The organism is Bacillus sp. JJ1773, assembly GCF_036962035.1.
Taxonomy (GTDB): Bacteria; Bacillota; Bacilli; order Bacillales; family Cytobacillaceae; genus Cytobacillus.
The window spans coordinates 63,625-86,329 of the sequence record NZ_JBALNX010000033.1 but is presented as its reverse complement, the minus strand read 5'-3'; the positions used below and the strand labels follow the sequence as shown (position 1 = coordinate 86,329).

The window sequence follows — 22,705 nt, the reverse complement described above, 5'->3', positions numbered from 1 at the left end:
TAAAAACACTCACTATGAAGTGTTCATGGCACGAGTTTCGAAGTCCCCTCGATAAAAACACTCACTATGAAGTGTTCATGGCACGCGTTTCGGGGACCCTTCGATAAAAACGCTTACTATGAAATATTCATGGACCTTGTTTAGCGTCCCTCACGAAAAATACACTCATCATAAAAATTTCGCACACCTTATTCACTCTAAATTCCTTAGTCTAGCCTTCTTTTGTGAGACATTTCCCTACTCATCAGCTAAACTAAAAAGGTAAAAGTAATTGTAAGGATAGGAGGAGAGGGACTATTCGGACATTAGCACGTTTTGTAACGAAAACATATAAATATATCATTTTGGCATGGATAGTACTGACGGTTGTTATGTCGTTTTTCGCTATCCGGCTTCCAGCTATGCTGCAGGGCGATGGGTTTCGGATGAATGGGGAGCATTCGGAGGTTATGGATATCGCTGCGGATACATTCAATATGCCAGTAGAAACCATGTTCCTCGTTTTCAACGAAGCTAGCGATAAAAAAATCGAGGATATGGTAAAAAAAGTAGAGGAACTTGGTGTTGCTTCTACCATTACCTCGCCTTTAGAAGATCCGACACTCTATAAAGATCAGCTAGCTTATGCGATTCTTCAATTTGATGATAAGGATCTGGATATGACCCAAGTCGTAACAGATATTCGTGAAACAATTGGAGATGAAGAGGGAATTGTGCTGACAGGGGCACCTGCGATTTCCAAGGATATCAATACAGCCAGTCAAAAGGATTTAATGATTGCAGAAGCGATTGGCCTTCCTATTGCAGTGATCGTTCTTCTTTTTGCTTTTGGAACGGTTATTGCTTCAACGATTCCGCTAATTATTGGAATTACAACGATTCTTGTTTCCTTTGGAACGCTGACGATAGTAGGCGGCCATGTGGATTTATCTATTTTTGTCATGAACATCATTCCGATGCTGGGGCTCGCGCTGAGCATTGATTTTGCGCTATTGTTTATTAGCCGGTATCGGGAGGAACGGAAAAAATCTAACTTGTTTGAGGCGGTTTCTACAACCATTCGGACAGCTGGGCGATCAGTCATTTTTTCTGCCTTTTGTGTGTTTATCGGTTTAGGCGCTATGCTGTTCATTCGAGTTGAGATTTTTCAAAATATCGCTATAGGCGGGATGATTGTTGTTGCGATGGCAGTACTCACTTCCATCACGCTGCTGCCATCTGTTTTAATCGCATTAGGGGATAAAATTGATAAGTGGCAGCTGCTAAAAGTAAACCAAAACGGGACTGATCGCTGGCGCCTTTTCGCAAATGCAGTCATAAAGCGTCCTGTTATCATTACGATCATCGCTCTTATTTTATTAGGAATTGCTCTTATCCCTGCAAAAGAAATGAATTTAACGATTCCGCAAATTGATTCATTGCCTGAATCGTATGATTCCCGTCAAGCCTATGAGCTGCTGGAGGATGAATTCGGCCTTGGTAAAAAAGCCTCTGCATTTGTTGTAGCTACTCGCGAAAATGGCTGGCAGGATACGGATGGGTTAGAACAGATGAAGAAATTAGAAGAGGATCTGTTAAAAGACCCGCTAGTTGAAGAGGTCAAAACCATTTATGCTTTGAGTGGGATTCATTCACCGGAGGAATGGGAACAGGCATGGACGGTACCCGAAATGAAGGCCAAACTCGAACCGTTAACAGAATCATTCATTAACGATGAAAAGCTGCTCATTCCCGTTACCTTAAAGGCTTCTGGAGCTTCGACAAAAGCACAGGATTGGGCTCGCCAATTATCGGAAAAAGAAACAGAATTTGATTTACTCATTGGTGGACAGCCAAAATTTAATCAAGAAATCTTTGATGAAATTTCGAATCAAATTTGGCTCGTTCTCACCGTTATTATCGTTTCAACCTTTTTCATTCTGATGCTTGCATTCCAGTCCATTCTCATTCCGATTAAGGCAATCCTGATGAATATCATCGGATTAGCAGCAACGTTTGGGATCCTTGTTTATATTTTTCAATATGGTCATTTTGGACTGACAGCCGGTACGATTGCCCTCATTATTCCAGTTCTTGTCTTTAGCCTCGTGTTTGGGCTGAGCATGGATTACGAGGTCTTTCTCATATCGAGAATGCAGGAGGAATATGCAAGTTCCTTTGACAATGACAGGGCCACTGTGGAAGGCCTTGCCACAACGAGTAAAATTATTACTTCCGCTGCCTTGATCATGATTGTTTTAACTGGGGCCTTTGCCTTTACGGACGTGATGCCGGTGAAACAGATCGGGGTTGGGATCGCCGTTGCCGTGGTCATTGATGCAACGATTATTCGGCTTTTGCTCGTCCCGAGCTTAATGAAGCTATTTGGGAAATGGAATTGGTGGCTGCCTTTTCGAAAAGGGAGCTATAAAGCGGGGAATTGGCATTAATAAAATATGGCCAGAAAATCACGGAGCACACACCATCAAGTGCTCCGTGATTTTTTTCGCGGGATTCCATATAATAGAAAAGAAACGTTCGGCACACGAAGAATCTAGTGTATAATGAAGAAATCATAAAAAATTTATAGGGGTAGAAACAAGTGGATAAACAAAATAGTAAGTATAGATGGGTTGTTTTTGCCTCAGTCTTGTTTACCTATTGTGTAATCGCAAGTCAAAGAACAGCCCCAGGATTAATTACAGATCAAATTATGAAGGACTTTAGTGTAACGGCATCGACCATTGGATTGCTGACGAGTATTCAATTTTTGGCGTATGCTAGTTTACAAATACCAATTGGCATACTGTCAGATCGATTCGGGCCTAATATTTTTCTTATCGCGGGAACATTATTAAATGGTGCAGGGACGCTGATTTATAGTTTGGCAGAGCATGAGTATGTTCTCTTGTTTGCTAGATTGTTAGTGGGAATCGGGGATGCCACCATTTGGGTAAACGTAGTCTTAATCTTAAGCCTGTGGTTTAAGGGAAATGAATTTGTAGGATTGATTGGAATAGCGGGGATGGTCGGGAGTCTGGGCTTCCTGCTGGCAACAGTTCCTTTTTCTGAGTGGATTACGTTATGGGGCTGGAGAAAACCATTTTTTACAACGGGTCTTATATTATTGCTAAGCGGCTTTATTCTTTACTTTGTCCTCGTTCATAAACCGAAACAGATGTTTAAAACCGATACTAATTCCGCATCTGTCTCCCCAAAAATAAGTGAAAAACGTGAAAAGACACTGAGTCTGCTTAGGCGCATCCTTACAAGCCGCCAAGCATGGGCAACCTTTTTTTGTCACTTCGGGATTGTCGGAACATATATCGGATTTATCGGTTCGTGGGCGGTGCCATATGGGATGCACATGTACGGGATGACACGTTCCGATGCGAGCCAGCTCATTATGATTGGTCTGATTGGTGCTGTTATGGGATCTCCTTTATCGAGCTGGGTGGCCAATCGGTTAGGGACGATCAAGCGTCCTTATGTCGTTGTTCATTTCATCACCGTTATTTGCTGGAGCGTGTTTTTTGTATTAAGCGGGAAGCCGCCACTTTTTATGCTGATTTCGCTATTCTTTATCATCGGCTTTTGTAACGGGGCTAATATGTTTACTTTTGCCGTTGTACGCCTATCCTTTGATGTAAGGGAAGTTGGATTTGTTTCGGGATTTGCGAATACAGGCGGTTTTCTGAGTGCTGTTCTTTTGCCAAGTATTTTTGGGAAGGTATTAGATCACTTTGGTACGGCTGCAGGTGGGTATCACTACGGATTTATCATCCCGGTTCTATTTTCGCTTGTCGGTCTAATCGGGGGACTTCTAATTAAGGAACAGCGGCAGGAAGCTAAGAAAGCACTTGCTTAAATTATTTGAGAAAGCAAATAGGATTGCTTTCTTTTTTTTGCCTAAAATTTTCATTTCCAATATGGATCTATTTTCCATCCAACGTTTCAATGAGAAAATAAACACTTTTTTCCAAGTATTTTTAATGCCATATCATAATATTTAGGATATAATCATATATATTTCGATTATCGAATGAAATTTAAGGGGAAATTTGGATATGTGGCGAAACAAAAATGTCTGGATCATTTTATGTGGGGAATTAATCGCTGGGTTTGGATTATGGATGGGTATTATTGGAAACCTCGAATTTATGCAGGAAAAAGTGCCATCGGATTTTATGAAGTCCGTTATTTTGGCGATTGGGTTATTAGCCGGTATACTGGCTGGCCCCATTGCAGGAAGGATTACGGACCAAAAGAGGAAGAAAACGGTGATGATCTATGCAGGTCTAGGGAGAATGGTGAGTGTACTCTTTATGTTTATTGCATTACAAACCGGCTCCATTCTTTGGCTTATAGCCTTTGTCATTAGTATTCAGATTGCCGCTTCATTCTATTTCCCGGCACTCCAAGCAGCCATTCCTTTAATTGTGGATGGAAAAGATTTATTGAGAATGAACGGAGTCCATATGAATGTAGCCACGATTGCCCGGATTTTAGGTACATCCTTAGCAGGCATACTGCTAGTAGCTATGTCGTTGTTTATGTTATATCTTTCATCATTTATTGCTTACTTCTTCCTATTCGTATTCACATTATTATTAAAAATTGAAGAACCGGTTAAGCAGAAAAACACGAGTACGTCCAAGTCAAAGGGAAGCTTTAAAGAGGTATTACCTGTCATTAAAGGGCTGCCGATCGTATTAATGACACTTGTTTTATCGCTTGTTCCGCTGTTATTCTTAGGCGGCTTTAACCTTCTAGTAATAAAAATAAGTGAATTTCATGATGATCAATTGCTGAAGGGGCTTATTTATTCGGCTGAAGGGATTGCCTTTATGATAGGGGCTTTTGCCGTGAAGAAAATGAGTAATCGCTGGTCACCTTATAGCATTATGTTTTTCTTCTCGCTTATTGTAGGATTTGCACAAGTTTCATTATTCTTTGTAGATTCAAAAATAGTGACGGTTACAGCCTTCGCAGTTGTTGGTTTTTCAGTTGGCTGCTTTTATCCGACTGCTGCGACCATTTTTCAAACAAGAATGCCGAAAGAATTCCATGGGCGCTTTTTCTCTTTCCGCAGTATGTTAGATCGAGTGATGTTCCAGGTCGTCCTTCTAGGAACAGGATTTTTACTGGATTTAGTTGGGCTGCAGATGATGGTAGTGATTTTCGGAATCATTTCGGCTGGATTGACCGTTTATTTCTATCTTCAGTTTAAGCGTCATATCGGTCGTGAAAACCAGAAAAAAGCCGTTTCCTTTTAATAACTGTTTACTCGCATAATGGGCGTATGATTGGAAACTCTATAGATGTATTTTAGTCATAGAGGGGAGTGTGCACGCATGCTAAAGCGAAAGTTAGATCAAGCAAAGGAACAGCAGCGGGTAGTGGAGGCTCAAGACCAATTCGGGCATTTTGGCAAGACAGATACGGAGTTTTCCTTAGAGGAAAGCGTACAACAGGCGATAGCGAAAAGCCAGGCTTACCAGGCTCAGAACCAACAGCCAACCTATGAGCCAAATAAACCTTTTTAGAATAATCTGCAGTCAGGCGGGAGTAAACTACTCTCGTCTATTTTTTTGCGGTATGATAATAGAAAGTAAAGAAAGGAGCTGATTTGGAATGTCAGAAAAACTAGAGCTGGCAACGTTTGCTGGAGGCTGCTTTTGGTGTATGGTATCACCATTTGATGAGCAGCCGGGGATTAGGGAGGTCATTTCAGGCTACACAGGCGGTCATAAGGAAAATCCAACTTATGAAGAGGTTTGCTCCGATTCAACTGGACACTATGAAGCAGTCCAAATTATATTTGATCCTGCCGTTTTCCCGTATAAAAAATTACTTGACTTGTTTTGGCAGCAAATTGACCCAACCGATGAGGGAGGGCAGTTCAATGATCGTGGGCTATCCTATCGTACGGCGATTTTTTATCATAATGAAGAGCAAAGGGATATGGCTGAAGCCTCAAGAAAAGAATTGGCTGAGAGCGGCCGTTTTCTAAAACCAATCGCAACTGAAATTTTGCCGGCCAGCCGTTTTTACAATGCGGAGGATAAGCATCAGGATTATTATAAAAAGAACCCACTTCACTATAATCTTTATAAAGAAGGGTCTGGCCGTGCGCGATTTATACGCGAGAACTGGAAAAACCGCAAAAGTGAAGAACAATTGAGGAAGGAGTTAACTCCAATTCAATATGAAGTAACACGAAATAACGCAACAGAGCCTCCGTTCCAAAACGAATATTGGGACCATACGGAGGAGGGGATCTATGTAGATATTATTTCTGGCGAGCCGCTTTTTAGCTCGAAGGATAAATACGATGCCGGCTGCGGCTGGCCAAGCTTTACAAAGCCATTGCGAAGAACAGAAATTGAGGAAAAATTTGATGGCTCTTACGGAATGAGAAGAATAGAGGTCCGTTCAAAAACATCCGAATCCCATTTGGGTCATGTCTTCGATGATGGACCTGGTCCCGACCATGCGCGGTATTGTATAAACTCTGCTGCACTGCGATTTATTCCTAAGAACAAGCTTGCGGATGAAGGGTATGGGGAGTATTTGAAGTTATTTGAACATCATTAATATATGATGATTGTTAAAGGGAACAAAGACAAAGGTTAGCCTACTCATGTCTTTGTTCCTAGCTTTTTATTTTCTTAGTATTGCTAATCGATATGGGAAAAGCTTTGCTTCCATAATTCCTTTTTTAACAGCAGGATCATTTTTCATAAGCTCTATTGCTTCTTCCTCCGTATCTACTTCCAAAATAACTATCCCTAGTGGGTCAGTATCTAATGTTCTGCCTGCTAAGATGAGTTTCCCTTCCTTTTCTAGGCTTTGTAAAACCTCAAAATGCTCCTGAACAATGTTATTCTCCTTGTCAGTCCAATTGTCTTCATCTAATAACGATGGAATGAGCTTAAGTTGATATAGAAATTGTAATTTTTCCATGGAAAATATCCCCTTTTTATTTAATTATTCAAGATGCAGGATCTGATTTCTTATTATATAAGGAAAGAAAGGGTGGAGATTTAAAAAAATAGTGGCAAAGGATAAAAGTAAAAATCAATCGTGCTAGATTCATTTATTAACTGTTTACTTGTTTACAAACTGTAAACTTTCCGTACACAAATGCGTTTACTTGTTTACAAATTCGTATACATCCTTCAGTAGCAATAGGTGTACGGATTTGTTACACAAGTATACATAAATGTTTACAAAAAATCACTAAGTTTACAAGATGTTTACTGATTTACAGTTGTATTTTATTTCGGCTATGTCCATTGAAGATTTCAATTATCCCCCTTAACCTTAAAAGTAGAAACTGCTTTATACATATAAAACAATTAAATAGAAAAGGGATGAAGATGAAATGACTAAATCCAGAATTGCAGCGATTGATGTTGGAAATGACTCGGTTAAGGCTATTTTCGGGGAAGTAGATTACGAATTAAATATTCCTAATATTATTGCTAGGGACACAGAGGATCGTCCGATCATTGGAATTGAAGAGCTGGATCAGAAAAATCCGCTTGATGGCATACATATAAAGGTCCATTCACCTGCTCTAAAGGAGAATAACGTCATTTACCGAGTTGGAAACTTGGCAACAAAAAGCAATAGCGCATCAGAGCTTGACCCTGGGAGCAGTAAATCAGAGGAAGATCAAACATTAATTATGCTTTTTGCAACACTGGCTTTAGATGCAGTAAGGTCAGAAAACAAAGATGTCTTCCAGCGGACAAAAAATATCATCGATGCTGCCTACACACTCGGAACGGGACTCCCTCTTCGTGAGGTTAAAGAGGGAAAGGATGCCGGATACCGTTCGAAATTAATTGGGTCTGTCCATCAGGTGGAATTTCTTGTTACACCTAAATACCAAGGATTAAAGGTGAATCTAAGGTTCGATGAGGTCAAGGTATATCCTGAAGGATTTGCTGCTTATATTAATCTAGTCATGGATAATGATTTAAAGATTATTAATAAGGATCTTATCGACAAAAGGATTATTATCCAGGATATCGGGGGGCTGTCTACCGATATAGCGGTTATTAAGAACCGAAATGTTGATGATGATAAGGCTCAAGGGTTTAATCTTGGTGTGTCCGAATCATTAGAAGCCATTAGAGAAGAAATAAGATCCAAGCATGGCATTGAACTCGACAGCCGCAGAGATGTGGTTGAAATTATCACGAAGAAAAATGACCGCAATCATATTATGGTAAAAGGAAGCCGAACAAGTGTCCATGACATTACAGATCGAATCCTGCTTGATTTGGCTAAGAAGCAGTATCGTTTATTGCGGAATGTGTGGCAAAAAAACTCGCAGACAGAGATCTGCTATTTTGTCGGAGGCGGAGCGAATGTACTAAAGGAATATATAAAAACAATAAACAATAATTTAGATGGGTATAACATAGATTTTTTTGAAAATGAAAAAGAGAGCATTTGGATGATGGCCAATGCCTATTATAAATTAATTAAAGACTATTCAAGGAAAATGGAAAAGGTAAAAGCGGTCAAAGAGCCTGTGAAGGGCTAAGGTGATTCTATGGAAAAATTAAAATCAGGTATGATCAAAAGGGGACAAGCGATATCCTTTCGTGTCCCTTCAGATACACCTGACCACTTATTAAAGCATCTGCAAAAGCTAAAGGAAACGGAACGAAGAAATTTCTCAAGCAAAATGGCCGAGTTTGTTCTAGAGGGAGTTGGAAAATCCTGCTCCCAAGAAAGGGAAACGATCACCATTCCCCTTCCTCAGAGATTAAGTAAATCCCAGCGAGATTGGCTAAAGCATGAGCATTCCGAAGCCCTCATAGGCAATATTATTTATCAGCTGCTAATCGATCCCGTTCGGTCAACCTCATTACTAGCATCCATGAACAGCAAATCTATCGATATTAATGAAGCATTGTATTTGCAAGAAGAACCCGAGAATTCCACTGTAAATGAGGAAACGGCTAATCTTTCAAAATATGAACAGGAATCAGCAGCCGCATTAGAAGAATCCATGGACGATGATCTAATGGCGTTTGATTGGGAAACCGCCAAGAAAAATCAGGAGCCTAAGGTGGAGGAAGAAACTGCCGAAACCAATTTCGACCTTGATGATCTGCTTGGTGATTTCCTTGCTAAGATGAATAAGTAGAATACTAAAAGCAGTGCCTATTTAGAAAAAAGGCACTGCTTTTTTATTTGAACAGCTCTATGTATAGTAGAGGGTTTCTAAGAGGAATAAAATGGATAAGAGAGTATCGGTTTTACTTAAGAGCCGTACGATAGTCTTACTGTACGGCTCGATAAGCTTAGGATTGACTTGATCATCAAGTTAAGGTTAGAAAATGTATCTCTTTTCAATATTACTTTATTTTGTTACCGCCTCTAAAGCCACTTCAATCATGTCATTAAAAGTGGTTTGTCTTTCCTGAGCTGTTGTTTGCTCATGAGTAATGATGTGATCACTTACAGTTAAAATAGATAAAGCTTTCACGCCAAATTGGGTTGCTAAATAATAAAGTCCAGCCGTTTCCATTTCAACAGCAAATACACCTAATTTTCCTAGCTTTAAAAATGTTTCCGTATCTTTTGTATAGAAAAGATCAGAAGATAGAACATTTCCCACATGAAGATTAAGGCCCTTTTCAACGCCGATTTCGTATGCGCCCTTTATTAATTCGAAATTCCCGATTTGTGGAAAATCATATCCAGGAAAATCATTGCGGATAATAGCTGAGTTTGTGACAGCAGCTTGAGCAATGATGACATCACGAATTTTTACATCCTCCTGAATGGCTCCGCAAGTGCCAACGCGAACAAGATTCTTGGCGCCATAATCTTTAATTAATTCATGAATATAAATGGATGCTGATGGCATGCCCATCCCTGTTCCTTGTACGGAAACACGTTTCCCTTTATATGTTCCTGTGAAGCCCAGCATGCCTCTCACTTGGTTATAGCAAACAGCATCTTCTAGAAAAGTCTCAGCAATATATTTGGCACGCAGCGGATCTCCCGGCAGTAATACGGATTCTGCAATTTCTCCAACTTTTGCCTCGATATGAAAACTCATATATTTTCCCTCCAAAATTCTATCATTCGAAAGCGATTCCAAAAAATCATAACACAATAAAATTTTGAATTCTGTTAAAGGGGTAACGACAAAATTGTGAGCCAATTCACAAAAAACGTTAATTGCATAACTGAACTACCTACAACTCATTTGCTATATTTGAAATGCTCTCCAGACTAAAGAGAATTCCACTTGCGAAGTGATGGGGTCTCTTCAGTTTCGTTACATATCAATTCCAGTTTGTCTTTTTCAAGGAGGTAAACATACTTACCTTGTACATTAATAAGGCCCTCGTTTTGAAAATCACCTATGGTTTTGGAAATGGATTCTCTCGTCACACCCAGCATATTTGCTAGTAAAGACTGATTTACTTTCAGGTCTATTTTGTAACCGTTATCACATGGTTTTCCGAAGTTATAAAATAAATCAATGAGTAAATTTGCAACCTTCGTGCGGACATCATAGAAGGTTAAATACCGAACTAGCCGATTAAGGATGCGGGTCCTCTCGACAAGAATCATATAGGCTTTTCTGAGGACTGATGGGTATTTTTCCACGATATTTAAGAAATCATTCCTGGAAATAAGCCAGGTTGAAACATTCTCTATTGCTTCAATCGATGAGATTCGGTGCTGGTCGTTAGAAAGTGCTTCTGTCTCACCAATAATATCTCCAGGCATTGTTATTCCAAGTACAACTTCCCTGCCTTCATGTATACGGCAGACTTTTGCCATTCCTGAGCGAATGATATAAATCTCATCACTTTGATCATTTTCAAATATTAGAACATGGTTTTTTTTGAAATGACGTTCTTTAAGTAAAGGAATGATATTAGATAATTCATTCTCGGGAATATTAGCGAAAATAGCGCAGTCTGTAATTTTGGTAATCAAAGGAATCCAACCTTTCAGTTCATTGTTTCTACTTTCTTTGGAATGATAATGAACATTATACCATGGGGATTAATACAAAAAATTTGTTTAAAAGATCAGGTTTCATTAATATTGGACTTGAAGGATTCATAGTAGCGGTGCTTTCTTTTCAGCGATTATCGCTTACTATGCCGAAACGGCAGGAGTAGGATCTCTATCTCTTGGATTGGCTTAGTTGGGGCATTTGTTTTTACTGTCATTTTTTCGATTATTCATGCCCTTGAGGGTTATATATTCTTGCGGCAAGCACAATCTGCTGTGGTGCTTTTCATTAGAAAGAAGTGATTGGCTCTTGTTAAAACAATTAAATCAATGGTTTCATCTTCAAGAAGAAAATACGAGTGTCCGCACAGAGATGGTTGCTGGCCTAACCTCATTTATTACGGTAGCCTATATCATTGTTGTCAACGGTGCGATTTTGAATATGGCTGGCATGCCTTATGAAGCTGTCACTATTGCCACAGTGATTTGCTCCTTTATAGGTTGTATGTTATTAGCCTTATGGGCAAATTCTCCACTGGTCATCGTTCCAGGGATGGGGGACAACGCGTTTTTCGTATTTACACTCGTGTTATCTTTCGGCCTATCTTGGCAGCAGGCTTTAGCCGTTGTGTTGATAGCGGGAATTGTTTATGTATTAACGACGACTTCGAAAGTCGCTGTTTTTTTATCAAACTCTATTCCGATGTCTATGATTCATGCTATGACTGCAGGAATTGGCTTATTTATTGCATTTCTAGGTCTGAAAAATGGGGGTGTAATCGTAGCAAACGAGGGAACCTTTGTAGCGCTGGCAAAGATTAGCGATCCCCATGCTTTAACGACCTTGCTTACTCTGCTTATTCTTGTACCGTTGTTTCAGAAGAATGTTAAAGGGAACTTTTTGATCGGAATTTTGATAGGGACATTCATTGGAGCTTTATTTGGTATTGTGGACTTTTCAAAGTTGCGTGATTTCCATCTCTCATTTAAAGGTTATCAAGAGGTTTTTTTAGCTTTTGATTTTAGCCAAATAGGTACGTTTCATTTTTGGACAGCCGTATTTTCTTTATCGATGGTTATTATTTTCCAAAATATGAGTGTTCAGCTTGGCATGCTTCCAGATAAATCGAAATTTCGCAAGTCCTTTCAAGCTCATTCCTTTTCAGTCATCGGTGCGGGCCTTTTTGGCTGTAGCCCGACAACGACCGCTGCTGAGTCCGCAACAGGTATTGCCGCGGGCGGCAGAACTGGCTTAACCTCATTAACAACTGGTTTACTGTTTATACCGGCACTTTTTCTCACACCAATTTTTAAAGTGATTCCTAATAGCGCAATCGCACCCGTTTTGATCATTGTTGGATGTCTTATGGTCCAATCGATAAAAGAAATTCCCTTTAGCGATTTTACAGAGGCTTTCCCTGCCTATTTAATGCTGGCCATCATGCCGTTAACGTTTAATATCGCTAACGGAATTGCTTTTGGCTTTATTGCTTACCCGGTATTAAAGTGGGCAACGGGCAGAAAAAAGGAAGTTACAGGAACGATGTATGTCATTGCTTTTTTCTTTCTTCTGTATTTTATAGTAGGGGCTTTATAACAAATCAAGTATTAAAAACGGTCCCGTACAGAGAAGTGTTTATCACTTCTCTTTTTTTTATTGTAAAGTGTATGAACAAGGAAATAAACAGGCTCTACTATAGTTAATGAGGTATAATTTAATACATCATATAAAGAAAAAACTTATACATATTTATACTCATATACTATTTATATCTACACATAAGGAGCAGAAATATGGAGAAAGAAGATTTAAAGCTATTACATCAAGAAGTAACGAAACTTAGGGCTGAGGGGAAATATAAGGAAACGATTGAGGCATGCTATAATCTTCTGAAGTGCGGAAAAGAATTCGATGATTTTAAATCTATTTTAACTGCCCATATAAATCATGCTGCTTCCTATTATTGTATTGGGGATATAGAGGAAGCCTTTAATAGTATTGATGCCTATGTTGAAGTTTGCAGCGGTTTTGGAGACGAAGCAGATCTATTACATCAGTACAATGTATTGTTTTTGCTTTATGAATATAATAAGGATTTTACGAAGGCCAAGGCGACACTGGAGAATAGTATCAAGCTAGGAAAGAAATTAGAGAAATATAATATCGTTAGTAATGGATATAGCAATTTCAGTCATGTTTTGATGGAGGAAGGCAATTATGAGGCAGCCTTAGAAGCAGGTCAAAGGGGGCTAGAGGCGTCTAAATTACACAAACCCGCCAGTCCTATTCTTGAACTAAGAGTAAAGCTGAACATTGCAAAAGCTTATCTTGAGCTCAATCATTTTCATGATTCAAAAGCACTTATTAATGAAATGATCCATGACCCCATTTTAGAATCCTTTATAAGGGAAAAGTCTCAGAGCTATCATTTACTAGGAAGCTGGTATCGGAAGCAAAAATTATTTAAGGAAGCATTTGACTCTTTAACTGTTGCAAAGGAATTAGTGGAAAGCTATCAAGATTTATACTTATTAAAAACGATTCAAGAAGAGCGATGCCAATTGTGTGAGCAGATGGAAGATGTTCAGTTAGGGTATCGTGTTCAAAAGGAATATATATCCTTGATAAACGATATTAATAAACAAGAATTAGCGTTAACGGCTTTAAAGCTTGAAATCAAACATAGTATGGCTGATTTTAAAAGGAAAGCCAATACTGATTTTTTAACAGGTACCTTTAATCGAAGCTATTTAGAAACCACTTCAAATGAGTGGTTAGAACAAGCGTCTGTCAAAAATGAAAGTATTGTCTGTATCTTGTTTGACATCGATAATTTTAAAATCATTAATGATCAGTATGGTCACCTTTTTGGTGATGAGGTTATTAAACAAGTAAGTATTGCTTGTTCAAAAACAATAAAGGAAAATGAGCTATTCGCCCGGTATGGCGGGGATGAGTTTGTCGTAATGATTAGGGGCGCTTCACTTGAAAGAGGCAAGAAAAGGGCTGAAGAAATTAGGGAGGTTATTGGTAAGTTAAAGATCGAAATGAGTGGAAACAGTGTATCCGTAACAACGAGTATGGGAGTTGCGGATAACTTAGACGGAAAAGTGCTATCATTTCATGAATTATTTCATCATGCGGATCTCGGACTATATAAGGCCAAACAAAGCGGAAAAAATAACGTTTGTGTTAAGTGATTTAATACATGTATTTCTTATTAATAAAAGCCCACTTCTAACGTAAAATGTACCCTATAGAGTGGACACATAGAAAAAGTCTACCTATAGGGTACTTTTTTGTATAATTAAGAAAAACAACTAGAGAAATTAACATGGAGACGGAGAAATTATGAGTAAAAAGATTTTCACAGAGAAAGAGATCAAGCTGCTTTCAACTAATACTTACGTTAAATCTGTAAGTTCAAAAGGAATCACTTATACTGATGAATTTAAACATATATTTATTGCGGAAAAAGAGAAAGGCAATTTTCCAAGAGAAATATTTGAAGAGTGTGGGTTTGATACAGAGATTTTGGGGATGAATAGAATTGAATCGGCGAGTAAGAGATGGCAAAAAGCTTACAAGAAGAACGGGATAATCGGCTTACGTGACACAAGAGCTGAAAATTCAGGGCGCCAAATAGAAAGAGAACTTTCCTTAGAGGAGAAAAATGCTCGTTTAGAAGCAGAGATAAACTTACTCAAGGCAGAAAATGAACTGTTAAAAAAGATTCGTGTTTTAGAAAGGGGGATGAGAAAATAGTACTTCTTCCTAGCCAGAAGTTTATCCTTATTCGTTCAGTGATTAACAAATATCAATTAAAACGTATGGTGAACTACCTATGTGAAATAGCAGGTGTTTCAAGAAGTGGCTATTATAATTATTTCTCATCGAAGTCACAAGAACAAAGAAAGCTAAAAGAGAAAAAAGATCAGGAATTTAAGAAGATCATTTTAAAAGCCTTCCGCTTTAAAAATCGTAAGAAAGGGGCACGTCAAATCAAAATGACTTTGGCGGGTCAATTTAATGTTGTCTTTAATTTGAAACGTATACAACGAATCATGAAAAAATACGGCATTATTTGTCCCATCAGAAAGGCAAACCCTTATAGACGAATGATGAAAGCTACACAAGAACACCGTGTTGTCCCTAACCTATTAAACCGACAATTTAAGCAAGATGTGCCTGGAAAAGTTCTTCTTACAGATATTACTTATTTATTTTATGGCAAAAGTCAAAAAGCTTATTTATCAACAATTAAAGATGCTTCCACAAATGAAATCTTAGCTTATAATGTTTCAGATCGATTGACTATCGACTTAGCAACAGACACCTTTTTAAAGTTAAAGAAAAATAGAAACTTTAAGAAAGCTAAAGAGGCCTTAATTCACTCAGATCAAGGAGTACACTACACACACCCCCAATTCCAAAAGTTGGTTAAAAAATCAGGATTACGACAATCCATGTCCAGAAGAGGAAACTGTTGGGATAATGCCCCTCAAGAATCATTTTTTGGTCATTTCAAGGATGAAGCATATATAAAGCCTTGCGCAACCCTGGATGAATTAAAACGTGAAATTAAACAATATATGACGTACTACAATAACTACAGATACCAATGGAATCTAAAAAAGATGACCCCCGTTCAATACAGAGATCATCTTTTTAATACTGCGTAGGCTTTTTTAAAAATGTCCTTTACAAAGGGTACACTTTAACGTTAGGAGTGGGCTTCTTCTAATGATCAAGCATTTACTGGCTGAAGTGTTTGCAATACTTCCTGCAATGCAGTCATTTCCGTATTGTTTAAAGGAACTAATGGGAGCCGGACTCCGCCAACTTGAATGCCTTGCAGATTAAGAGCAGCTTTTACTGGTGTTGGATTTGGAGCATTAAATAAAGCCTTCATAATCGGAAGAAGCTCGCGATGGGCAGCAGCTGCTTTCTGAAGCTCACCATTTTTAAAGCTATTAATCATGTCTTGCATTTCGTTCCCGATAATGTGGGCAGCAACAGAAACAATCCCTGCTCCTCCGATAGCCAGAACCGGTAAGGTAAGACCGTCATCCCCACTGTATAAAGTAAAGTCAGCTGGGGTCTGGCTGATGATTTGGGCCATGGCATCTAAGTCACCGCTAGCTTCCTTAATGGCCACGATATTTTGAATTTCTGAAAGTCTTACAATGGTCTCAACTGACATATTCACAACGCTTCGTCCCGGAATATTGTACAGCATGATCGGTAAAGATGTTGCCTCAGCAATAGCTTTAAAATGCTGATACATGCCTTCCTGAGATGGTTTGTTATAGTATGGCGCAACAAGCATGATGCCATCCACTCCAGCCTCCTCAGCCTTTCTAGTCAAGCTAATGGAAGCTCTTGTATTATTCGAGCCTGTTCCAGCTATGATGGGAACCCTGCCGCCAGCTACCTCAACAACAAACTTAAATAGAACCACTTTCTCTTCCTCAGTTAAAGTTGGCGACTCACCAGTAGTACCTGCAACAACTAATCCGTCTGACCCATTCTCGATTAAATAGTTAACTAAATTTTTTGTCGCTTCAAAATCAACCTCACCGTTATGATCAAATGGCGTTACCATTGCTGTAAGTACTTGACCAAAATTCATAACTTCACACACCCTTTTTTAAATTTTTTTTAAAAAGTAGAGGTGATAGGGCCTATTTAAAACTAAACGCAAAAAAGCAACAACGAGGGACTCGCTGTTGCTATAGAAACAATAGTGTAAAAAAATCACCGTTTCTTGTGCGATAGCCCTCCATATAGTCTCTCCTATATGACAGTCCTGTATTTATTCAACACAGGCCCAGCTTTAAGAACATGAGATTCTTAAAACTTCGGCAAATTCCCCTTTTCACAATCATCATAGGGTCTCATTATCCTCCGATTGTGTACTGATGGTCTTTGCGCCTCTATCCTCACTTCAAAAAGATCTTGAAATAAGAACTTATTTAATTGTATTCAATGTTAACTGAAGGTTCCCATAATTGCAAGGGATTTTTAGAAATGTTTTTCCATTAGCTTATTTAAGCACCCGATTCAAGAAGGCTTTTGTCCGGTCAAATTGAGGATTTGAGAACAATTGGTCCGGGTGGCCGGACTCCGCAATTTCTCCGTTATCCATAAATAGAACCTGATTGGCGACCTCTTTAGCAAAGCCCATCTCATGAGTTACGACAATCATCGTCATTTGTTCTTCAGCGAGTGTTTTCATTACTTGCAGCACTTCACCCGTTAATTCCGGGTCTAGGGCTGACGTAGGCTCATCAAACAGAAGAATTTCAGGCTCCATCATTAAGGCTCTCGCGATAGCGACCCTTTGTTTTTGACCGCCTGAGAGATTTCCAGGGTATACGCCTGCTTTATCCGCTAACCCAATCTTCTCGAGAATTTCCATGCTGCGCTTCTGAAGGGATTCCGCAGATTCCTTTTTCACCATCTTAGGAGCAATTTCTAAATTTTCTCTTACCGTAAGATGAGGAAATAGATTAAAGTGCTGAAAAACCATCCCCATTTTAGACGTAATCCGATTCAATTCCTGCGGTTTGGAATACTCCCCATTCTTAACTAGGTAATTACCATCTATACAAATGCTGCCATCATCGATTTTCTCAAGATGGATCAGGCTTCGAAGCATGGTGCTTTTTCCAGAACCGGAAGGGCCAATGACGGCGATGACATCATTTTTTTGAACATCAAATGTAATTTGCTTCAGGACATTTAAATGACCGAATGATTTTTTTAGGTTGGATACTTCTATGATAGCCATAATATCAATCCTTCTTATTCAAATTTATAGCGCCGTTCTAGCCATTTAAAGAGCATCGTTAAGATAAGCGTAATTCCTAAATAAATAATGCCGGCAATGAAAAACGGCACAATGGTAAAGTCGCGGTTAACGGCTGTCTGGGCAAAGTGCAAAAGCTCCGGTACAGCGACAGCATATAGCAATGCAGTATCCTTAACAAGTGTCACCGATTCATTTGAAACAGCAGGGAGCGCAATACGGAACATTTGCGGCAGCACTATTCTTGTCGTTGTCTGCCATTTGCTTAAGCCAAGAACCTGTGAAGCCTCATATTGTCCCTTATCAATAGCCAAAAGACCACCACGGAAAATTTCCGCGAAATAGGCGGCGTAATTCAAAATAAAGCCCAAGCAGGCTGCCACAAAACGATCAAGCACTAAATATTCCCCGATCACTGGGATAAGCGGGAGCCCGAAACAAATAAATAATAATTGCAAGAGGAGCGGGGTTCCACGCATCACATAAATATAGGCCTGTGCCAACCATGAAAGAGGCTTGATCGAACTTTTAACAGCTAGAGTTAAAAGAAAGCCTAATGGAATGGACACAACGATGGCGATAATAAATAAAAGGATTGTCATCTGAGCCCCTTCAAGCATGGGCTTAATGATTGTCAGAATATAGTCCATCATGAAAGAATTCCTCCAAAAACAAAACAGGCTTTCCGAGGGAAACCCTGTTTGCTTCTATAATTTGTACGATTAATTTAGAACTTTGTCTTCACCAAACCATTTTTCTGAGATTTTAGCAGCAGTACCGTCCGCGCTCAACTCATCAAGGGCTTTTTGCAGTTCTTTTAATAATTCATCGTTCCCTTTTTTCACACCTACGCCGTATTCCTCTGGCGCTAATGATTCGTCAAGGACCTTAAAGGTACCCTCTTCTTGGGCCATGTAGTAATCAATAACGACTTCATCAATGATAACCGCATCTACTCGGCCGGCCTTTAAGTCACTTAAGGCAAGAACATTATCAGCGTATTCGGAAACAGACTTGATGCTGTCTTTAATCGGATTTGCATTTAAGGCATCAGATGCAGAGGAAAGACCTTGAAGACCAATCACCTTTCCATCCAAATCAGCCAAAGTGCTAATGTCAGAATCAGCTTTTGTTGCAATCACTTGGGCATTCGCTAAATAAGGCTTTGTGAATAGAACCATTTCTTTTCGTTTATCAGTAATGGTATACCCATTCCAGATGAGGTCAATTCGTCCGCTGCTGAGTTCAGATTCCTTTGTTTTCCAATCAATCGGCTGGAATTTAACTTCTTTCCCCATTTTTTCAACTGCAGCTTTCGCATAATCGATATCAAAGCCTACGAGATTATTATCCTTATCACGGAAGCCCATAGGAGCAAATTTATCGTCAATTCCAATAATAATTTCGTTATCCTTCGTGCTGGCACTTGATGAACAGCCTGTTAAAACAGTAAAAATAGTAAATAATGATAGAATAATAGCTGAAAAACGCTTCATTAGTAGTAGACCACCTTTTGTCATAATCCTTTAGTGCGTTACCATATTATCATGATAACAAGATAAAATAAAAAAGTAAATAGAAATATTAGGAGATTTATTCTAGTAAAAAAGCTGAGGAAATTAGACAATAAAAAAAGAGGGGAGCGGCCCCTCTTTCATTAGAAAAATCCTGTCATATTGCTTAAGCGTTTAAAGCCAGCTGAAGCATCGTTTCAATACCTGCTGGAATCGTATCCTCATCTACATCAAATTTCGGATGATGGTGAGGGTATTGGCTTTTCTCTCCTTGCATACCAATGTTGACGAAAGCCCCAACTCTTTCCTTCAAGTAAAAGGAATAGTCTTCTGCTCCCATTACGGGATCAATGGACATAAACACGTCTTCACCAAAGGTTTTTTCGATGATTCCTTTCGCATATTCGCATGCTTCTGGATGATTGTATAACGGTGGAGTCCCTTCGATAAAATGATAATGACCTTTTGCCCCAAAGCTTGCACAAATGTCCTTTGTTAATTGCTCAGTTTTTTCGTGCATTAATTCGGCACCTTCAAATGTTAGGGCGCGAATCGTACCTTGCAGTGTTACCTTATCTGGGATGACATTATAGGAGTTGCCGGCTTGCATGCCTCCAATTGAAATCACGCCCGCGTGCAAAGGATTCAGGCTTCGGCCGATAATGGATTGAAACGACTGAATAAGATGAGTGGCAATATAGATTGGATCTACCGCCTCATGAGGATAACCGCCATGTCCGCCTTTTCCTTCGATTGTTATGTCAAAGTCATCACTGGAAGCCATTGCATAGCCTGTGGCAAATCCGATTTTGCCAAGCGGCACGCCGGACATATAATGGATTCCGTAAATAGCGTCCACACCATCTAAAACGCCCTCTTTCACAAGCTGCTTCGCTCCACTAGGAGACGCTTCCTCAGAGCTTTGGAAGATGAACACAATATTATTTTTTACTAAATGCGGATTCGAGCTCATCCATTTAGCAACGGCGAGCAGGGTAGCTGTGTGGGCATCATGGCCGCATCCGTGCATAACGCCTGGAACAGTTGAAATGTAAGATTTGTCTCCCTCTTCTTGAAGGGGAAGGGCATCCATATCCGCTCTAAGTGCAATTGTTTTTTTTCCTTCGGTCCCTTTAAAATAGCCGACTACATTTGGTGCTGAAAAACGATTGTCAACGGGAATTCCGAATTCAGCTAATCTTTCCTTTACATAAGCAGCTGTTTCGTATTCTTGCCCCGATAGCTCAGGGTGCATATGAAAATGTCTCCGAAGTTTAATTGTCCAATCGATTAAATCTGAATCAACTAATTTTGTTTGTAGCATGATGAATAAAACCCCCAAATCATAATTAAGTCAAAAAACTTTTGGTCATGGAAAAGCCTATGGAGCATGCGGTTAGGCTCAAAGGTTTCCTCCGCATACCCCATAGGTGAATTCAATTCTTAAAAAGGCCCGTATTTTATCATTTGTGCAATAAGCAGGAAAACAATCGCTAGTCCTACTTGAATGAATATAAATGGCAGTACCCATTTTACCCATTTTGTATAAGGAATGCCAGCCATCGCAAGCCCCGCAATGAGTACGCCTGATGTTGGAAATATAGAATTGGATATCCCATCACCAAGCTGAAACGCTAGAACGGCTGTCTGTCTTGTCACGCCAACTAAATCAGACAGAGGAGACATAATTGGCATTGTAAGAGCCGCTTGTCCGCTTCCAGATGGAACGAGGAAATTTAGAAACAGCTGAACGAAAAACATCCCGATTGCATTTAAGGCTGGCGGAAGCAGACCTAGGAAGGAAGAAGAGTAATAAAGAATTGAATCCATCAGTTTCCCATCCTGGATGACAACAAGGATCGCCTGCGCAAATCCAATGATGATGGCTCCGCTGATGACTTCTTTTACTCCTTCTAAAAAGCTGTCTGCAATTTTATTCGGGCTTAATTTTCCGATGACCCCGGCAATAACCCCGAATAATAGGAAGAGGGCGCCGATTTCAGTTATATACCAGCCTAGTTTTAAAACGCCAAAAATGAGTGCAACAAAGTTAAGAAGAAAAACAATTAATACTAATTTATGACGAGTTTCGAGCTTTATTTGTGTTTGCTTATGTTTACTTGTTCCTTCATGGAAATTACCAAAAAATTTAAGCTCAGGATTTTTTTTGATTTTTTTAGCATAGCGATAAATATAAATAACTCCTGCTAAATAGAAAGCCGCGAGAAGAACTAGCCTTAAACCCATGCCAGAAAAAGTTGGCAGTTCGGCAATGTTTTGGGCAACCCCAATGTTAAATGGATTCATAACGGCACTCATAAATCCAATATTCGCCCCAAGTGCTACAATCGCATACCCAACCATGGCATCAAAGCCTAAAGCAATAGCTAATGGCGTAATGATCCCTATATAAACGATCGTTTCTTCCGCCATCCCCATCAATGTGCCCCCAGCCGCAAAAAAAAGCGTTACTACTGGAATAAGCAATAATTCCTTATTGGCTAGCTTGTTAGTAATACTGACAATCAAAGCATCGAGAGCGCCAGTCGCCTTTAATACTCCAAAGGCGCCGCCCACAAGTAAAACGAAAAAGATGATTCCTGCTGCTTGAACCATGCCTGAATGAATGCTAGTAAAAATATGAAAGAATCCAACTGGAGATGGGTCCGTAAAATGAAATGAGTCCGGAACGACAATAGTGCGTCCAGCCTTCTCAATTCTATCATATTCTCCTGCTGGCAAAATATATGTCAAAATCGTAGCGATGACAATGACAAAGAAAATGAGGACAAAAGCATTGATGTTCAATCCTTTTTTGTCCTGTTGAATAGGATTACCCATTTTTAAGCTCCTTTATTGTAAAATAATAAAATTGTCGATATTCCGGTGAAGCGGAAATAGTCCATCGGCAAAGACCGTGACTATATGAATGTAAATAAGTTCACAAAATGAATTTTTATGCACTTTATTGTAAGATGCATTCAATTATATTGCAATAATAATTTGTGATTTAAAAAAATTGGTTAGATTGGCATCGTGGAATATATTCATAGGAATTATTCCTATTTAGGAAAATTATTTATCCATAATTAATATTTGGATACTATAGCGATTTTAGTCAAATACCACCCCGTTTCACTTGAAAAAATTGTACTTTAGCCCAAATTACTTTTAAAAAGAAGAGATATAGAGCGACGTCTATAATATTTGGAAATATGGAAATAATGGGACTTTTATATTGTTAAATCCTTCTTCAGCCGTTATGATGGTGATAAAATATAGGGGAGGGATATCTTGGAAAGTAAGGTGCGTTCCCGTGGCGATATATATTATTTTAGCAGCGCTCATTTCTCTTGTTGTGATTTACGCTGTGCGTGACCGTAAGAATTGGAAGTA

At 39.2% G+C, this 22,705-nt stretch carries 19 protein-coding genes and 1 riboswitch; of the genes, 10 read left to right on the top strand and 9 right to left on the bottom strand.

The features are described 5' to 3' along the window. The first annotated feature begins 296 nt into the window (after positions 1–296). The 5 genes from V7127_RS09010 to msrA all read left to right on the top strand — a co-directional run bounded on the left by V7127_RS09010 (position 297) and on the right by msrA (position 6,576). On the top strand, positions 297–2,429 hold the full coding sequence (locus V7127_RS09010) for an MMPL family transporter (RefSeq protein WP_335485185.1): 2,133 nt from the start codon (positions 297–299) through the stop codon (positions 2,427–2,429). Between the two features lie 152 nt (positions 2,430–2,581). Further along, complete coding sequence (locus V7127_RS09005; RefSeq protein WP_335485058.1) at positions 2,582–3,847, top strand: MFS transporter; 1,266 nt, start codon at positions 2,582–2,584, stop codon at positions 3,845–3,847. Positions 3,848–4,046: 199 nt separating this feature from the next. Beyond that, positions 4,047–5,255: an MFS transporter gene (locus tag V7127_RS09000; protein WP_335485054.1), complete on the top strand. Its 1,209-nt coding sequence runs from the start codon at positions 4,047–4,049 to the stop codon at positions 5,253–5,255. Between the two features lie 78 nt (positions 5,256–5,333). Then, positions 5,334–5,525, top strand: coding sequence for a hypothetical protein (locus V7127_RS08995; protein WP_335353221.1), 192 nt, complete (start codon positions 5,334–5,336; stop codon positions 5,523–5,525). Between the two features lie 88 nt (positions 5,526–5,613). Beyond that, on the top strand, positions 5,614–6,576 hold the full coding sequence (gene msrA / locus V7127_RS08990; protein ID WP_335485052.1) for a peptide-methionine (S)-S-oxide reductase MsrA: 963 nt from the start codon (positions 5,614–5,616) through the stop codon (positions 6,574–6,576). Positions 6,577–6,642: 66 nt separating this feature from the next. Here the strand turns inward: msrA and V7127_RS08985 are convergent, their stop codons facing one another. Continuing rightward, entirely contained in the window at positions 6,643–6,945 is a 303-nt protein-coding gene (locus V7127_RS08985) for a YciI family protein (protein WP_335485049.1), read from the bottom strand. 421 nt (positions 6,946–7,366) lie between these two features. On the opposite strand from V7127_RS08985, the gene V7127_RS08980 reads away from it, so the two are divergent. Both V7127_RS08980 and V7127_RS08975 read left to right on the top strand, forming a co-directional pair. Continuing rightward, the gene (locus tag V7127_RS08980; protein ID WP_335485046.1) at positions 7,367–8,539 is read left to right on the top strand and encodes a ParM/StbA family protein; all 1,173 of its coding nucleotides are present in this window, start codon (positions 7,367–7,369) and stop codon (positions 8,537–8,539) included. A gap of 9 nt (positions 8,540–8,548) precedes the next feature. Then, positions 8,549–9,148 carry a hypothetical protein gene (locus V7127_RS08975; protein ID WP_335485042.1) on the top strand — a complete coding sequence of 200 codons (600 nt, stop codon included), beginning with the start codon at positions 8,549–8,551 and terminating at the stop codon, positions 9,146–9,148. 216 nt (positions 9,149–9,364) lie between these two features. Here the strand turns inward: V7127_RS08975 and deoD are convergent, their stop codons facing one another. After that, positions 9,365–10,069 (bottom strand): purine-nucleoside phosphorylase, encoded by a 705-nt coding sequence (gene deoD, locus V7127_RS08970; RefSeq protein ID WP_335485039.1) that lies wholly within the window; start codon positions 10,067–10,069, stop codon positions 9,365–9,367. Between the two features lie 176 nt (positions 10,070–10,245). Beyond that, positions 10,246–10,962, bottom strand: coding sequence for a Crp/Fnr family transcriptional regulator (locus tag V7127_RS08965; protein WP_335485036.1), 717 nt, complete (start codon positions 10,960–10,962; stop codon positions 10,246–10,248). 331 nt (positions 10,963–11,293) lie between these two features. Here V7127_RS08965 and V7127_RS08960 point away from each other — a divergent pair, with 331 nt between their 5' ends. The 3 genes from V7127_RS08960 to V7127_RS08950 all read left to right on the top strand — a co-directional run bounded on the left by V7127_RS08960 (position 11,294) and on the right by V7127_RS08950 (position 15,666). Further along, positions 11,294–12,580 (top strand): NCS2 family permease, encoded by a 1,287-nt coding sequence (locus V7127_RS08960; protein WP_335485032.1) that lies wholly within the window; start codon positions 11,294–11,296, stop codon positions 12,578–12,580. Between the two features lie 197 nt (positions 12,581–12,777). Next, a complete protein-coding gene (locus tag V7127_RS08955; RefSeq protein ID WP_335485029.1) occupies positions 12,778–14,184 on the top strand; it encodes a tetratricopeptide repeat-containing diguanylate cyclase in 1,407 nt (468 codons plus the stop codon). Between the two features lie 151 nt (positions 14,185–14,335). Next, positions 14,336–15,666 (top strand): IS3 family transposase gene (locus V7127_RS08950; RefSeq protein WP_335485026.1). Its coding sequence is split into 2 segments (ribosomal slippage): positions 14,336–14,717 and positions 14,717–15,666, totalling 1,332 coding nucleotides; the frame shifts between segments, so codons are not numbered across the junction. Positions 15,667–15,731: 65 nt separating this feature from the next. On the opposite strand, the gene dapA is transcribed toward V7127_RS08950, so the two are convergent. From dapA to V7127_RS08920, 6 genes are all read right to left on the bottom strand, one after another. Continuing rightward, a complete protein-coding gene (dapA, locus tag V7127_RS08945) occupies positions 15,732–16,616 on the bottom strand; it encodes a 4-hydroxy-tetrahydrodipicolinate synthase (protein WP_335485023.1) in 885 nt (294 codons plus the stop codon). Between the two features lie 135 nt (positions 16,617–16,751). Then, positions 16,752–16,931: riboswitch (Lysine riboswitch) on the bottom strand. Positions 16,932–17,030: 99 nt separating this feature from the next. After that, positions 17,031–17,777 carry an amino acid ABC transporter ATP-binding protein gene (locus V7127_RS08940; RefSeq protein WP_335485020.1) on the bottom strand — a complete coding sequence of 249 codons (747 nt, stop codon included), beginning with the start codon at positions 17,775–17,777 and terminating at the stop codon, positions 17,031–17,033. Positions 17,778–17,791: 14 nt separating this feature from the next. Continuing rightward, complete coding sequence (locus V7127_RS08935; RefSeq protein WP_335485017.1) at positions 17,792–18,448, bottom strand: amino acid ABC transporter permease; 657 nt, start codon at positions 18,446–18,448, stop codon at positions 17,792–17,794. 69 nt (positions 18,449–18,517) lie between these two features. After that, entirely contained in the window at positions 18,518–19,291 is a 774-nt protein-coding gene (locus V7127_RS08930) for an amino acid ABC transporter substrate-binding protein (protein ID WP_335485013.1), read from the bottom strand. Between the two features lie 184 nt (positions 19,292–19,475). After that, positions 19,476–20,633: a M20 metallopeptidase family protein gene (locus V7127_RS08925; protein ID WP_335485010.1), complete on the bottom strand. Its 1,158-nt coding sequence runs from the start codon at positions 20,631–20,633 to the stop codon at positions 19,476–19,478. A gap of 119 nt (positions 20,634–20,752) precedes the next feature. Then, the gene (locus tag V7127_RS08920; RefSeq protein ID WP_335485007.1) at positions 20,753–22,150 is read right to left on the bottom strand and encodes a YfcC family protein; all 1,398 of its coding nucleotides are present in this window, start codon (positions 22,148–22,150) and stop codon (positions 20,753–20,755) included. Positions 22,151–22,705 lie beyond the last annotated feature (555 nt).

What these genes read in the sequence shown, in the direction of transcription:
- V7127_RS09000 (WP_335485054.1), top strand. Translation starts at nt 4,047, where the DNA reads ATGTGGCGAAACAAAAATGTCTGGATCATTTTATGTGGGGAATTAATC.
- V7127_RS08995 (WP_335353221.1), top strand. Translation starts at nt 5,334, where the DNA reads ATGCTAAAGCGAAAGTTAGATCAAGCAAAGGAACAGCAGCGGGTAGTG.
- msrA (WP_335485052.1), top strand. Translation starts at nt 5,614, where the DNA reads ATGTCAGAAAAACTAGAGCTGGCAACGTTTGCTGGAGGCTGCTTTTGG.
- V7127_RS08985 (WP_335485049.1), bottom strand. Translation starts at nt 6,945, where the DNA reads ATGGAAAAATTACAATTTCTATATCAACTTAAGCTCATTCCATCGTTA.
- V7127_RS08980 (WP_335485046.1), top strand. Translation starts at nt 7,367, where the DNA reads ATGACTAAATCCAGAATTGCAGCGATTGATGTTGGAAATGACTCGGTT.
- V7127_RS08975 (WP_335485042.1), top strand. Translation starts at nt 8,549, where the DNA reads ATGGAAAAATTAAAATCAGGTATGATCAAAAGGGGACAAGCGATATCC.
- deoD (WP_335485039.1), bottom strand. Translation starts at nt 10,069, where the DNA reads ATGAGTTTTCATATCGAGGCAAAAGTTGGAGAAATTGCAGAATCCGTA.
- V7127_RS08955 (WP_335485029.1), top strand. Translation starts at nt 12,778, where the DNA reads ATGGAGAAAGAAGATTTAAAGCTATTACATCAAGAAGTAACGAAACTT.
- dapA (WP_335485023.1), bottom strand. Translation starts at nt 16,616, where the DNA reads ATGAATTTTGGTCAAGTACTTACAGCAATGGTAACGCCATTTGATCAT.
- V7127_RS08940 (WP_335485020.1), bottom strand. Translation starts at nt 17,777, where the DNA reads ATGGCTATCATAGAAGTATCCAACCTAAAAAAATCATTCGGTCATTTA.
- V7127_RS08935 (WP_335485017.1), bottom strand. Translation starts at nt 18,448, where the DNA reads ATGATGGACTATATTCTGACAATCATTAAGCCCATGCTTGAAGGGGCT.
- V7127_RS08930 (WP_335485013.1), bottom strand. Translation starts at nt 19,291, where the DNA reads ATGAAGCGTTTTTCAGCTATTATTCTATCATTATTTACTATTTTTACT.
- V7127_RS08925 (WP_335485010.1), bottom strand. Translation starts at nt 20,633, where the DNA reads ATGCTACAAACAAAATTAGTTGATTCAGATTTAATCGATTGGACAATT.
- V7127_RS08920 (WP_335485007.1), bottom strand. Translation starts at nt 22,150, where the DNA reads ATGGGTAATCCTATTCAACAGGACAAAAAAGGATTGAACATCAATGCT.